The sequence below is a fragment of the Thermodesulfobacteriota bacterium genome (assembly GCA_036397855.1).
Lineage (GTDB): Bacteria > Desulfobacterota_D > UBA1144 > Nemesobacterales > CSP1-2 > DASWID01.
The window spans coordinates 1-13,040 of record DASWID010000061.1; the positions used below are offsets into that span (position 1 = coordinate 1).

Annotated in this window: 15 protein-coding genes; 6 read left to right on the forward strand and 9 right to left on the reverse strand. The window is 39.4% G+C overall.

The window, feature by feature from the left end:
* Window positions 1–105: 105 nt before the first annotated feature.
* The 3 genes from VGA95_04795 to VGA95_04805 form a co-directional block, all read right to left on the reverse strand.
* Entirely contained in the window at window positions 106–1,191 is a 1,086-nt protein-coding gene (locus tag VGA95_04795; GenBank protein ID HEX9665860.1) for a hypothetical protein, read from the reverse strand.
* A 261-nt stretch (window positions 1,192–1,452) separates the two neighbouring features.
* Entirely contained in the window at window positions 1,453–1,647 is a 195-nt protein-coding gene (locus VGA95_04800; GenBank protein ID HEX9665861.1) for a hypothetical protein, read from the reverse strand.
* Between the two features lie 195 nt (window positions 1,648–1,842).
* On the reverse strand, window positions 1,843–2,547 hold the full coding sequence (locus VGA95_04805; protein ID HEX9665862.1) for a hypothetical protein: 705 nt from the start codon (window positions 2,545–2,547) through the stop codon (window positions 1,843–1,845).
* A 965-nt stretch (window positions 2,548–3,512) separates the two neighbouring features.
* Between VGA95_04805 and VGA95_04810 the strand changes: the two genes are divergently transcribed.
* The 4 genes from VGA95_04810 to VGA95_04825 all read left to right on the forward strand — a co-directional run bounded on the left by VGA95_04810 (window position 3,513) and on the right by VGA95_04825 (window position 4,644).
* Complete coding sequence (locus VGA95_04810; GenBank protein HEX9665863.1) at window positions 3,513–3,827, forward strand: nucleotidyltransferase family protein; 315 nt, start codon at window positions 3,513–3,515, stop codon at window positions 3,825–3,827.
* Window positions 3,824–4,168 carry a DUF86 domain-containing protein gene (locus VGA95_04815; protein ID HEX9665864.1) on the forward strand — a complete coding sequence of 115 codons (345 nt, stop codon included), beginning with the start codon at window positions 3,824–3,826 and terminating at the stop codon, window positions 4,166–4,168. The genes VGA95_04810 and VGA95_04815 overlap by 4 nt, the downstream gene beginning before the upstream one ends.
* The gene (locus VGA95_04820) at window positions 4,165–4,323 is read left to right on the forward strand and encodes a hypothetical protein (protein ID HEX9665865.1); all 159 of its coding nucleotides are present in this window, start codon (window positions 4,165–4,167) and stop codon (window positions 4,321–4,323) included. Before VGA95_04815 ends, VGA95_04820 begins: the two co-directional genes overlap by 4 nt.
* An 81-nt stretch (window positions 4,324–4,404) precedes the next feature.
* Window positions 4,405–4,644, forward strand: a complete 240-nt coding sequence (locus VGA95_04825) for a hypothetical protein (GenBank protein ID HEX9665866.1) — start codon at window positions 4,405–4,407, stop codon at window positions 4,642–4,644.
* Here the strand turns inward: VGA95_04825 and VGA95_04830 are convergent.
* The 3 genes from VGA95_04830 to VGA95_04840 are packed head-to-tail and all read right to left on the reverse strand — an operon-like array spanning window position 4,622 to window position 7,140.
* Complete coding sequence (locus tag VGA95_04830; GenBank protein ID HEX9665867.1) at window positions 4,622–5,152, reverse strand: type I restriction enzyme endonuclease domain-containing protein; 531 nt, start codon at window positions 5,150–5,152, stop codon at window positions 4,622–4,624. The two genes, VGA95_04825 and VGA95_04830, sit on opposite strands and share 23 nt — an antisense overlap.
* Window positions 5,134–6,471, reverse strand: a complete 1,338-nt coding sequence (locus tag VGA95_04835; protein HEX9665868.1) for a class I SAM-dependent DNA methyltransferase — start codon at window positions 6,469–6,471, stop codon at window positions 5,134–5,136. The genes VGA95_04830 and VGA95_04835 overlap by 19 nt, the downstream gene beginning before the upstream one ends.
* 21 nt (window positions 6,472–6,492) lie before the next feature.
* Window positions 6,493–7,140, reverse strand: a complete 648-nt coding sequence (locus VGA95_04840) for a YkvA family protein (protein HEX9665869.1) — start codon at window positions 7,138–7,140, stop codon at window positions 6,493–6,495.
* Window positions 7,141–7,844: 704 nt separating this feature from the next.
* Between VGA95_04840 and VGA95_04845 the strand changes: the two genes are divergently transcribed.
* The gene (locus VGA95_04845) at window positions 7,845–9,002 is read left to right on the forward strand and encodes a Fic family protein (GenBank protein HEX9665870.1); all 1,158 of its coding nucleotides are present in this window, start codon (window positions 7,845–7,847) and stop codon (window positions 9,000–9,002) included.
* Window positions 9,003–9,108: 106 nt separating this feature from the next.
* On the opposite strand, the gene VGA95_04850 is transcribed toward VGA95_04845, so the two are convergent.
* Both VGA95_04850 and VGA95_04855 read right to left on the reverse strand, forming a co-directional pair.
* On the reverse strand, window positions 9,109–9,255 hold the full coding sequence (locus VGA95_04850; GenBank protein ID HEX9665871.1) for a hypothetical protein: 147 nt from the start codon (window positions 9,253–9,255) through the stop codon (window positions 9,109–9,111).
* Window positions 9,256–10,208: 953 nt separating this feature from the next.
* Window positions 10,209–10,577, reverse strand: a complete 369-nt coding sequence (locus VGA95_04855) for a hypothetical protein (GenBank protein ID HEX9665872.1) — start codon at window positions 10,575–10,577, stop codon at window positions 10,209–10,211.
* A gap of 219 nt (window positions 10,578–10,796) precedes the next feature.
* Between VGA95_04855 and VGA95_04860 the strand changes: the two genes are divergently transcribed.
* Complete coding sequence (locus VGA95_04860) at window positions 10,797–11,042, forward strand: hypothetical protein (protein ID HEX9665873.1); 246 nt, start codon at window positions 10,797–10,799, stop codon at window positions 11,040–11,042.
* Between the two features lie 427 nt (window positions 11,043–11,469).
* Here the strand turns inward: VGA95_04860 and VGA95_04865 are convergent, their stop codons facing one another.
* Window positions 11,470–12,723 (reverse strand): hypothetical protein, encoded by a 1,254-nt coding sequence (locus VGA95_04865; GenBank protein HEX9665874.1) that lies wholly within the window; start codon window positions 12,721–12,723, stop codon window positions 11,470–11,472.
* Between the last annotated feature and the right edge of the window lie 317 nt (window positions 12,724–13,040).

Here is a 13,040-nt window from a genome sequence, read left to right on the forward strand (position 1 = left end):
CACAGATAAAGAATATGGATTCCCGCCAACAATCCGCGGGAATGACGCCCAGGGAGGCAGCCTTGTCCGGTCGAAGGGTTGCTTCCCCCTTTACTTACTCTCCGGCTATTGTGCCGATTTAGTTTTAGAAAATGACGTTCGGATTGCATAGACAGTATTTGCGAGGAAGACTAGTAATACAAAAACATTGAGAAGGCCCCCCAATTGGCGTCCAAATGACCATCCACACAAGTCACCTACAACTCGCATTATCAATGTTAGATGTAAGAATACCAGGTGTGCATAGAACTGCGGTTGATAAGAAACAGGTATCCCCAGCACCCCTGAGAATATAACTGGTGCATGACCAAATATCATTGAAAAGACAAATCCCAAAAAGAGGGCGTGCAACACTGCATCGTAGGTTAGTCCTAGAGGCACGCTACCCATTGATAGAGCTATCGCTCCACTGATACCTAACCAGATATAGCCTGTAAGCAAACATATTGCAATGAAACGGGATAGTCCTGTCCCTCGTACCGACCGCCATGCAATATCATAGCGTATTAACAATATCATCAGACTGATCATACCTGCGCCCAAGAGGCGTATCCCATTATCATAATTTACCGATGTTAGAACGAGCCCGAGCAAGAAAATCCCCAAAGCAACTAGAAACGTAGCTTTGGTGGATTTTGAAAGGCTAAGAATTCGAATTATCGCCAGACGTTCACCAGCAATTATTAGCACCAAAAATCCAGCCCACCAGAAAACGATCCGGTAAATCGGAGAATCTGTCATCCAGAAGATATTGCCTATCAACCATAATAAAGCTCCGACTCCCATTACAACGTTGGCGAGAGTCAGCTGAATGCGCATGATAACGATAAAAGTAATAAATAAACCAAAGCTTCCTAAAGTGATTAAAGACTCACCAATTAATGAAGACGAGCCGGTCATCAATATCAGAGCGCCGAACCCAGTCAATGCAGGGACAGCATAAGTCCACCTGTATTCCATTCTTGTTGCTCTTTCCAGGCTTATCAGGGTTCCCAGAAAACCGGATACCATCAGAGGTCCATGGAATGTGGCAAGTGCGGGTTGTAGAACAGGCATTGACCACCCAAGTCGCACCAGCCCGCCCCACATAGCGCTCAAAAGGGAAACTATACCCAGAAGGATCAATATAAAACGAATAAGGTGTCTTGGCATTATCGTGTCTATATTTAAAGAGTATTATTGAAAAAAATAGTCACATCTTTCCCTATTTTTTATTACGTGAAGAAATCCCTACTTTAAAATAACATGCACTTCTGGGATGTTAACAGGCCTTTCAAAAATTGCGTTAAGAAAATCAGGAACGAAGACGTTAAAAAATATTTGCAGGCTGAGGTTGGATTAAATTTTTTAGTCCTTATGTCATCCCCGAGGATAGTTATCGGGGATCCACGGATAAAGAATATGGATTCCCTATTAAGGCGTTAGGGAATGACAACAAAGGGCGAGCCTTGCCCTTGCCTGTCTTGAGCCCTGAGTCAAGCCGAAGGGCCTGTCCCGAGCCCTGAGTTTCATCGAAGGGTCGAAGGATCGAAGGGTTGCTTCTTTGTACCTGTGCTGAACTTGTTTCAGTATCAAGACAAAGTAAATATTGTAAACCTCATATTCCATTGAAATAAATACTCATAGATTCTAGCCCCGAAATATCTAACATCTACAATCCCGAAGTTCGAAGCCCTGTGGCAACCTTACTTCACTCAAATGCCATCTGTATCTACGGACACAATAATACAAGGCTGACCCGAAACTCTTGCTTTTTACCAATAGTTGAGAAAATGATATTATAATTCGGATCCGTTTTCGGCATCAGGAAATTACGTCTCTCCAAACCTTCCATGTAAGCTCTTGTTGCTTTAACATATTAGTCAATGTAAGGGCCGGTATTACAGTACCAATACCCTCAACTGATTTCAGATTATCAACTAGTCTGATAATTCTATCTTTGTTCTTTCTGGTTATCTCAGTTCTCCATCTACCTAAAAAAATGCTGACTAACGGATTTAGGGTTCTAATAATCTTAAACTCAGAAAGGAGTTCATCTACTGTCTTTTCTATTTCTTTTTCATCCGACTCTTCAACTTTATATTTGGTGATAAATATACATATAGGTTCAAGGTCATTTAAAGAACTTCGCTTCTCCTTCTTCTGAGTGAGTTTAAGAGTTTCCTCTATAACGCTATCTGATACGCTTTTAACTAAGTTAACGTAGTCTTTCTGAAAATCCACAATGCTATCAACAATACTATGAACCTTACTATTTAAAGCCCTTGGGTTTCCATTCGAAAACGCTGCTATCGAAGACCTATTATAGAACACTAGTCCAGTATTGATGTAATCTTGGTGAAGATTAAGTAGGTGCTCAACCTGTGTGTTGAAAGCTTTTAGATTCTCTTCCAAGATGGATAGGGAAAGCTTTACACCACCTAGATAATTCTTACTAACAGATGCTGTAATCCCCCTTACTGTCTCTGGTACACCATTTCCCTTTGTCGTTTCTTTATTTAGAGCCATCTTTTTGACCTCCTATTTAATTTACTTTCCTACAAAATAAATTACCTTTTTTAGCTTAAGTTCCTCTTTAGTCCTCCACTCTTCGAGTGAGAAGCCCTCTTGACTCTTCCAGGCTTCACCCAAAAAAATCTAAATCTTCCCACCTCCAACTCATGCTCAAGGAATTCCAAGCTTGCCCTGTGTTTACTCCTTGACTAACCAAGCTCTTCTTTGGCTATTTCAAGCTTTCCTGCAAACACCCATGCGTCCTCTGTCAAGAGTGCATAATGAAGTCCTTCACACCTAGACAGCGAAAAGATCGCTGTGCAACCTCTTCTAGGTTTAACTCGCTAACACACTCAATTGTGAAGGTATTCTGTTTGGACTACCTAGGCTTTACAAGTTGAGATACTAATCAAAAAGTGAGGATAGAGTCTCAACGTTTCTTAAGTTGATATACCCTATTGTAAACAATAGGAAACATTAGTCAAGAACTTTTTCAGTTGAATGGTGACAGGCACTTGAACTTATAAAAAGGATTCGTTCTTAGTTAGTTTGCATCTGACACAACGTGATTCGGTTAGCAGCGTTTAAGGTATCCGGCGCTTTTTGAGATTTATTCGTTTATATTTCTTCTCGTCAAACCATAGGTAGTGTCTGTCACCACTTATTTTAAAAGCATCAATCACAATTTAAAAAACGGGGGAAGAACAACAGAAAGCAAAATAACTCATTTATTCACGCCTCACCCCATATACTTAATAATTTAAACTACTTAATAGAATAGCAGTTGTTATCAATTTTTTAAATTTTAGTTACAATAAGCAAAGCCCGACCCGGTTGTCGTTAGAAACATTTCTGTTTGGTCTTAAGAGGTCTGTTGTAATATAATTTATCTTCATCATGCCCATGAAAATGGATAAAACACTCAGGTGGAAATTCGATTTTTTGAGCGAGAATTCAAGAGATTGATGGAGGGATAAGATATGGCGAATACAAATGCTTCAAATCTCGAAAGGATTATAAGTATCCTGAAAGAACATAAAGCAGAGTTGAAAGAAAGATACGGGGTTAGGGAAATAGGCATATTTGGCTCTTATGTTAGAGGGGAATATAAAGAAAAAAGCGACCTTGATATACTTGTGGAATTTGAAGAGGATGCAAAAATCGGTCTTTTAAAGTTTGTAAATTTGGAAAATTACTTGAGCGACCTTATTGGTTTCAAGGTTGATTTGGTTGAGAAATCCGCACTAAAGCCAAGAATAGGCAAGAACATATTAAGAGAAGTAATAACCCTGTGAAAAGAGAGATCGGAGATTATATTGAGGACATTATTGGCGCGATGGATAAGGCTGCGGATTTTGTTGGCAACATGTCTTACGAAGAATTTACCCGAGACGATAAAACCATCTTTGCAGTAGTAAGAGCACTTGAAATCGTGGGTGAGGCGGTCAAAAACATTCCCAGTGATGTCAGAAAAAACTATCCTGAAGTACCATGGAAGGATATTTCAGGTATGAGGAACAAAGTTATCCATGAATATTTTGGAGTTAAGTTAAGTATCGTATGGAGGGCTGTTATGGAAGAATTACCGCCATTGAAGCCTCTATTTGAAAAAATCTTAAAAGAACTAGAGAAATGAACATAGAAAAATACCTTGCGCTCAACAAGTATCTTCTTTCCCTGTTTGGTGTAGATGACTTCAAAGAATTGCAGGAAAATTTAAAAGATGCACCCGTTGACTTTGATAGCGATGGAAGAAGTCATTTAGAAATTAAAGGGGATTCTACCCTCTAAAGATAGAGACCTGAAAATTTCCCTAAATATTCATTCGTACGCTTTAATCTCCTCCTTTTTAAAGGAGGACTAAGGAGAATTTTGGGAAACCTTGTTCTTGCTTGTCCTGAATTAATCGAACTGTCTCGTCAAAGTGCCTGTTTTATTAATTCAATCGAAGAGCCTGCAGGCACTTATCTTCTGATTGATAACGAGAAGATAGAAGAGAGCAAAAAAGCTGAAGTCCATAAAAAACTAGGAGGCGAAGATAATTCAAAAAATAAGGGGGATAAAAAACAAAGACAAATAACTCATTTATTCACGCCTGACCCCATATGCTAGAATAAACACTTTTACCCATTCCATAGTAGGAATCGTAAATATGTTGATAAACAAGGTCACATTTTTGCTGATAGATTTCCGGGGTATAATTCCTGGGTAATTCCCTATCTAGCACATCCCTAATAGTTATTAGAACCGTTGCCCTAGACTGCTGTCTTTTCCTCCAGTCAAGTACAAATTTCTCCTTTTTTAATACTTCAAGTAAATGTTTGGCGGCAAGCTTTACCTGTTTCTTTTCTTTTTCACTCAAATCTGGTTTGTAAAGCAAATCAAAAACAGCAAGCTCTTCTTCAGACAGATTCTCGGAAATACCACGCTTCTCTTCCTCGTTTAGCTCTTTTGCAAGAACTAACAATTTATCAAAAAATACTTCGATGTTCGTAGCTCCTGAATTATATTCTTCAATCAATTCGTTTAACTTCTCCAATAAATTGATCCTAAGCTTATTTAACCTAACAAGCCTCCTTAATCTAGAATTTATCGCGCCTTTTAATTTTTCTGCCTCGATATGCTTTCTTCCATCATCTTTTCACTCCCTAAATCTGTCTCTATTTCTTCACCTCTATATAGCCGTACAATGTTAGAAATGAACTCTATCTGACCAGGCGTGAACTCTCTGTGTGCACGATCGATCTGGTTATAGATATTTCTGGCATCGATAAAAAGGACTTTATCTTTTCGGTCTGTTTTCTTCTTCCCTTTATCAAAGAACCATAATGTGCATGGAAGGGTAACCGTGTAAAAGAAATTTGAACCGATTGCTATCATCACATCTACGACATTGTCATCAATAATTCTTTTTCTAATCTCTAGCTCCGATTGTCTGGCGTCGCTTGCGGAGTTTGCCATTACAAAGCCTGCTCTCCCGTTTTCATTTAAAGCACTAAGAAATATCTGAATCCAGAGATAATTCGCATTATCAGGTCTGGGAATTCCAAAAAGAGAACGTTTATCATCTCTAATCTTTTCTTTATCCACTCCATTGACATTAAAAGGAGGATTAGCCATTACAAAATCAAATTTCCCAGGGGAGTTATGTATATCTTCATAATAAGTATTCCCCTGCCTGATATCTCCTGATAAGCCGTGAACCGCTAGGTTCATTTTACAAAGCCTTACGGTTTCAGCAGTTTTTTCCTGACCATAAACTGATATTTCATCACTGGGTTTCATTTTATGCCTTTCAACAAACTTAGCGCTCTGAACAAACATACCACCAGAGCCACAGGCTGGGTCATAAATCCTACCATGATATGGTTCGATTACTTCCACAATGAGTTTTACTAAAGAAGTGGGTGTAAAAAACTCACCACCTCGCTGCCCTTCTGCCATAGCAAATTTGCCGATGAAATACTCATAGATTTTTCCAAACACATCTCCTTCAATATCCATCGGAATGCTTGAAAAGATTTTTAGGAGTGTAACTAAAACATCGTTTTCTAATCTGTTATATGTCTTAGGAAGGACGTCCTTGAGGTCTTCATTTACCACTTCAATATCCTTCATTGCATCATTAATTGCTCGTCCAATATTTTCTCCCTCAGGAAGATTTAATAGAGTTGAAAAACGAGCTTTTTCTGGAAGATAAAGTACTCCCCTGGCTTGATAATCAGCTTTTGTTATTCTTCTTCTGCTCTCTGAATCTTTAACTTGTTTCTCCAATTCCTCCTTTGCGATTGTGAACTTATGGTCTGCATATCTAAGGAAGATAAGGCCTAATACGGGAACTGAATATTCAGAGGATTTCAACTTCGAATTAGCCCTAAGCTGATCCGCTGACTCCCAAAGCCTCTTTTCTATGTTGTTATTAAATAAGCCAGCTTGCAATTTGTTCCCTTCAGCAATTGGTTATTTTTTACCGAATACACGCTTTAGAGCCTGTTCAGCCCTTTCTCTATGTTCAGGTTTAATATGTACTGCGACGGTTGCTACGGCTACAGTTAATGCCCCTAAATCGTCACTGTAACCAACAATAGGAGTAAAATCAGGAATCGCATCTAGTACGGTTATGAAATAACCAAGAGCTCCGATTATAACCGCTTTAGCCCATTTCGGAGTATCAGGATCCATTGCACAAAAAAATAATGTTAATGCAGTTAAAATGAGCCCCCTTCCTGCCTGAAGAGCATATTTAGCAACTTTCGACCAAAATGATTCCTCACTAAATTCCTGACTATAATCTTTTTCTAAGCTTAATCTAAACTTTTTATTACTTACTGGGTCTAATCTAATAATTGGCGGATTTCCCTTTTTCCAAGGAGCTAGTTCGTTGTTAATCATCCATTTCCCGATTTTAGAACTTCGCAGTTCTATACAATCTTCCCAACATGAATTTGAGAGACTTACACTCACTAAATCTTCATTACTAAGCTTGATAATTATTTCATTCCATGACTTCTTAAAATATTTGTCCCTGTCTTCTGAAGATATTCTTATTCCATAGCCTGCTCCAGTGTTATTATCAGGAGACCCATTATTCCAACCGATTGCTTTCATTTTCGATATCACCTAACTAATAATTAGGGATTTTTGGTTTAATTCATAACATTATGACATAAGTGGATGGAAAAAGAACCTTTAAGAAAGAAGAGGTGTAAAAGCTAAATTCGTAACTTATATTCACGACTAACCTGAAAGAATTATTAAAGATATTAGCTTTTTCAAAAAACCCGGTGCCAGGCATGCATATTGGCTTAACGACAACGGGCGAGCCAGAAAAAAGGAAGACTCAAAGCTTTTTAATAAAGGAGAGATTGCCGCGCAATGGCTCGCGATGACATCTTTCTGGATTCCTGATTACTGATTTCAAATAACATTGGGTGGTGGATTGAAGTTATTAAACAAGAGATTCTGAAACGAGTTCAGAATGACGAATCGAAGGAAAGGATACATAATTAGCAGGAGATCGCCACAGGGCTTCGCCCCTCATGGCAGTATAGAATGATTTCTCATAGCTCCTCCGCTTTTACTCACGAGAGGATTCGGGATGACAAGAGGTGGGCGGATCCCCGATTACTGCACTTGGGACAGGGGTACAAATATGTACTAAGGCATTTTATTGCAGGATTTAAGCCCAGGAAGAAATAAGGGCTTTGCTTATTGCAGGATTTGAATTATGGGCTGATAATTGCAGGTTATTGATTAAACCTGCAATAAATGTTACACTTATTGCAGGATAATTAATTTGAGGCCATAGGATAGTGAACCCAAAGGAATTTGAAAATTCTTCGGCGGGAAGATGTATAAACACATTGAGAGGATATTGGGCGTTTGTGCCTAATCCCTTGCCGCCTGAAATGACTTATGATAGAGAGCTTATCCGGCTTCTTTCTGATGCTGACAGATTATTAGGAGAACTATCGGGGACCGGAAGATTACTACCAAATCCCTATCTACTTATTGCACCTTATATAAGACGAGAGGCAGTGTCAAGTTCGCGAATAGAAGGAACCCAAGCCTCTCTTGACGATTTATTCTTCTTCGAAGCTATTGAGTCAGGAGAGCCAAAAGTCCCAGATGTTCGTGAAGTACGCAATTACGTACGAGCAATGGAATACGGACTTAAGCGATTAAAAGATTTTCCTATCTCTGGAAGGTTGGTTCGCGAAATTCATGGAGTTCTAATGGAAGGAGTAAGAGGTGAACATCTTACACCAGGAGAATTTCGCAAAACCCAGAACTGGATTGGTCCGCCGGGGTGTTTGCTGAATGATGCAACGTATGTTCCTCCACCGGTAGAAGAGATGCATCACGCACTTAGCGACTGGGAGAAATACCTTCACTCAAATGCAGAGGAGCCTACACTGATAGAATGTGCTCTCATGCACTACCAGTTTGAGGCGATCCATCCATTCCTTGATGGAAATGGTCGTATTGGAAGGCTGTTAATTACTTTTTTCCTCTGTGAAAGAGAGTATTTAACTCAGCCACTCCTTTATCTATCCACATTTTTTGAAAAGAATAGGGCTGAGTATTACTCTAGTCTCCTCGGTGTTAGTCAAAGAGGGGATTGGCGAAAACTGATTGAATTTTTCTTAAGAGGTATTATATCTCAATCCAAAGATGCCATATCAGATGCAAAAACGATCCTACATTTACATGCTGATTATAAAAATACACTCGAAAAAACTAAAAAAATTCCACAATCAGCTCACAGGTTGATAGACGAGATTTTTCTTAATCCTGTTATTTCAATTTCAGGGCTGAGTAAAAAATGGAAATTGCCATTCAATTCTGTCAAAACCGGCGTGTTCCGACTCGTTGAAATTGGGATACTTCGAGAAACGGAAGGGAGAAGAAGAAACAAACTCTTTGTTGCTTCTGATTTAATGACGTTGCTATCAGGATCAAGTAAATAAAAGTTCTAAAGGAAGGCGGTAGAGTGGTGTCAGGCTTTGTTCATTTGATTATTGTAACCATAAAATTCAAAAGCTGGTTACCATTGACACTGTTTTATAATGTAGTTCAATCCATCTTATTTCTGTTCTTCTTCCCTGCCATTTTTTGAAGGTCTTTCCTATCTCCCTCATCATGAACTTCCGGATTCTTGTCCTTTTCTTTCTTACCGTTTGAGTATCCTAATTCTTGAAGAAATAAAAAGGAGATTGCCACAGGGCTTCGCCCTTCGCAATTGACAATATGGATTCCCGATAACAATCCTCGGGAATGACCGCAGGTGGAGAATTGCGGCTATTGGTTCTGGGGCACACATGCGAAGGTATTAATTATATTATAGAATTGAGTATTTCGGAACTAGGAAAACCGCAAAATGGGTTCCCGATAACTATCCTCGGGAATGACCTTAAGGGGGTGGATTCGCGATACCTGATTTCGGGCATGTTCAGGGTCAGGGTTTGTTTATTTGACTATTGTAACAATAAAATTTAGAAAATTGATAACAAACGCTATTTTATCAAGTAGTTTAAATATCTTATTTTTGTTCTTCTTCCCTGCTGTTTTTTGAATTCTCTTTTCTATGTCTCTCCTCATGAACTCCCGAAATTAAAGGGAACGCTACCCTATAAAAGCGAACGGTCAAGCCTACAATTGACAAATGGTGATACGATGCTGGATTCAAAATGCACGATCCATGATTCAGAACAATACTACTAGGGATTTCAGCTTCACAAATTAATAGGTACTACAGACATTTTCTATGATATAGATGACTTTATCTTATTTTCTCCTTTCCCGCTATTTATTGAACTATTTTTTTGTTACGCTCCTCATCATGAACTTCCGAAAAAATCAGGTGACGCATCTGGACTATTGACAATTACAATAAAAAACTTCATTTAATCCCTTGTCGTTTTTAAGAAGTAAATACAAAATAAATATATCATAATCAATTTTTAACTGGGTCTATGTTTATTATATCTTCCCTTCTTCTTTTGCATTTGTTTCTATCCAATTAATTTCTCCACATTTCGGATAATTGACCAAATATATTTGGGGTGTGGCAAGCATATTGACTTAATTAGAACAGGCCCAATATTTATTCCCGATTAAAACTGAAAAAACATTGATACAATCCTGGAGGTTGGCTATTATTAGATAGCTTCTGGTTAATCTGCTAACTGATTTTTCAGCCAGGTTTTTATGGGAAGATTTATGGGGTAGCGGCCGTCGGTCTTCATATTACCACCTGCCTCTATCGCGGCTTCGTTGAGCATTTGTTCGGGTATTTCAGTTATTTCAGAAACGAATTTGCCAGAACCATCTGGATAGTTTTCATACAGGTAGAGTGCGGTTTGAAGATTTCTTACCTCTATGAAAAAGAAGTAACCAACCCTAGCTTGCAATTGCCTCTCAATGTCTTCCATCTCTTCTTTGGTTTCACTCCCTGTCCGCCTTATCCTCTCCCGTGGCTTCATGTCCCAGTGAATTTGGGGTAGCAGGGGTTTATCATTTTTAATATCTTCTAAGGTTTTCATTTGTTACTCATCCTTACTTTTCTTAAGAAACTTAGGCGTCTAATTAACTTTTTAAGTATTAATAGTCCAGTGAATTTACCTGATCCATAGAGGCCCGCAATCTATTAATTTTTTAAGTGCAATTGCTGACAACAAGCGAATTGAAGATTATCTTACTTTTGTAACTACCTGTAATGATTGGTGGAGATGAGTGGTATAAATGGGGTCGGGCGTGAATAAATGAGTTATTTTTCTTTTTGTTCTTCTTCTCCGCCATTTTTTGAAGGTCTTTCCTATTTCCCTCATCATGAACTTCAGCCTTCTTGTCTTTTTTCTTCTCGTTTAGGAGTCGTACTTGTTCGAGAACCGCAAAAGGTTTTCCCTACTGCATTAAAAGATGAGATTGCCGCGCCTGAGCCTGTACAGCGAGTCGAAGTGCTCGCAATGACGAAAAACGGTGAGAGATCGCCACGTAGTACGAATTAAAGGGGCAACCCTTTTTTAGAAAACTACTTAGAAAATCAGATAGAATTACAGGCGCGTTGCCTATGATTTGCTCAGCGATCATGACTTAATACCAAATAACTGAAGTGGTCAGTGTTAAAAGTAAGTATGGGGTCGGTTCTAAACCTTATACCATTTTAAAGGCTTCAAATGTCCTTATTTCCTAGCAAGTATATCTCCAATATTCTTTTGTATTAACGGAATAATCCACAAAACAATTTTGAAGCAGACAATACCCGTCAGCAATGGCTTTATTTATGAGTATTGAAGGTGATAATAATCATTAAATAAATCTCATACCTTAAATACTAGATGATTAGATAAAGAGCGTTTTGCTTTAATTGCCTAGTTATAAAATAGATGAAAAAACTGGTATAAGACTTGGAACTGACCCTAGGCACTCTTTTTGTTACTTTTCTCCCTTAGTTCTTTTTTTAATTCTCCAGACTATTCTTATCATGATGAATAAAGATATAATGAGGTATAACGGGACTGATGTCGGAGCGCCAACAGATGCCACAGAACAACCTCCGCCGCCAGAAGATTGCTTTCCGCAAAGTGTGCCATTTATGTCGCATTGGGGCGTAATTCCTCTTTCCCTTTGTTTCTCATCTAATTCAAATACTTCTTCGTCCGTCTTGCTATTCGGAATACAGCCGCATATCTGGCTCGCACAGCAGCTACATCCTACTTCTTCCTCCAACCTGATGATTTCAGAAACATCACAGCTCTGGAGCCCGGAGCAACCCTCACCCACTAACCCCCTATCATTGCATGTAGAAGTACAGAGGGTGGCATCGCATGTAAATCCGATTTCCACACCCCCACTGGTCTGACAACTTTCGTACTCCTGACAGACCTTTTCGCAGTCCACATCTGGTGGGGGTGGAGGAATATTCTCTGTCAAAAGAGGACAGCCTCCAGCATCTTCGGGAGCATCGGGAATGCAGCCGGGCGGTGTGGGGAATGTCTTTCCTCCTGCATTTGGATTAAAGGCGGCAGACCAAACAAATTCAGGTCCTATATCACAGGTCTGATTATTTAGCCCTATCTGATATGGTCCGTCGAACGTTGGGCAAAGGCAATCGACGATTCCCTCTTCATCAGTTTTGATACAGGGCGCCGTCATGCAGCCCGCATAAAGAGCTTGTGTACAATTTGTCTGACCGATGCCCTCTTCAGGTATACATTCGAAGCTGAATGTTGAAATGCTGTCAGCGTCGGGAATGAACTCGCCACTGTTTATAGATTCACACACGGGTGCCTGGTTGGTCTCTTGACACATACTTCCCTCAACGCCGCATTTCGCTACCGTTTCTTGGTAGATCTCCGTATTCAAAATAGCGTTTATAAGCACAAAGTACTTCCCGTATGCAAACTCGAAACATTTGCAAATGGCGAATTTCCCGTCCTCAGTGGGAACGCATGTCTCAGGTTCCGGACCGGAGTAATAACATAAAGCGAAAGGCCCGCCTTCGCATGGCAGGAAATTCGATGGCACTAGGATTATGTCCGCAAATGCAGGACCGAACGGAGTTGTCATTAATTTGTTTGGAATGAAGGGCGGAAAGTCACCGATTCCGTTATCTTGGGCCTCTGTGGACGATAGAAAAAGTACATTAACCAACAACAAGCACCCTAGCAATAGGATTCTTTTTCTCATAAATCCTCCCCCTCCTTTGAACAGAATTACTTGGAGATTGTACAGATTTAATTAGCACTTTCAAAATTGATTCTACTTCCAACCCAATTACAATACTCACAATTATTGCTTGAGGCTGGAATTGGTCGCTTGAGCAATTCTACTGCATTCTTGAAGACAGATAATACATGGGGTCGCCCATTAGCCAGTCCCTGTCAATAGGGTAAAGAAATTCTTTGCATTTAATTTTTTTCATATCATAAGTCTCTTACTAGTTTATCCAACACGCACCCGTTATTTTTGTCTTTAAGGATTAGTATCAGCTTAAGCTGATCCGC

Excerpts from the sequence above, each read along its gene's own strand:
- VGA95_04805 (HEX9665862.1), bottom strand. The coding sequence starts at position 2,547 with ATGGCTCTAAATAAAGAAACGACAAAGGGAAATGGTGTACCAGAGACA.
- VGA95_04865 (HEX9665874.1), bottom strand. The coding sequence starts at position 12,723 with ATGAGAAAAAGAATCCTATTGCTAGGGTGCTTGTTGTTGGTTAATGTA.
- VGA95_04810 (HEX9665863.1), top strand. The coding sequence starts at position 3,513 with ATGGCGAATACAAATGCTTCAAATCTCGAAAGGATTATAAGTATCCTG.
- VGA95_04820 (HEX9665865.1), top strand. The coding sequence starts at position 4,165 with ATGAACATAGAAAAATACCTTGCGCTCAACAAGTATCTTCTTTCCCTG.
- VGA95_04860 (HEX9665873.1), top strand. The coding sequence starts at position 10,797 with ATGAGTTATTTTTCTTTTTGTTCTTCTTCTCCGCCATTTTTTGAAGGT.
- VGA95_04795 (HEX9665860.1), bottom strand. The coding sequence starts at position 1,191 with ATGCCAAGACACCTTATTCGTTTTATATTGATCCTTCTGGGTATAGTT.
- VGA95_04840 (HEX9665869.1), bottom strand. The coding sequence starts at position 7,140 with ATGAAAGCAATCGGTTGGAATAATGGGTCTCCTGATAATAACACTGGA.
- VGA95_04800 (HEX9665861.1), bottom strand. The coding sequence starts at position 1,647 with ATGGAATATGAGGTTTACAATATTTACTTTGTCTTGATACTGAAACAA.
- VGA95_04855 (HEX9665872.1), bottom strand. The coding sequence starts at position 10,577 with ATGAAAACCTTAGAAGATATTAAAAATGATAAACCCCTGCTACCCCAA.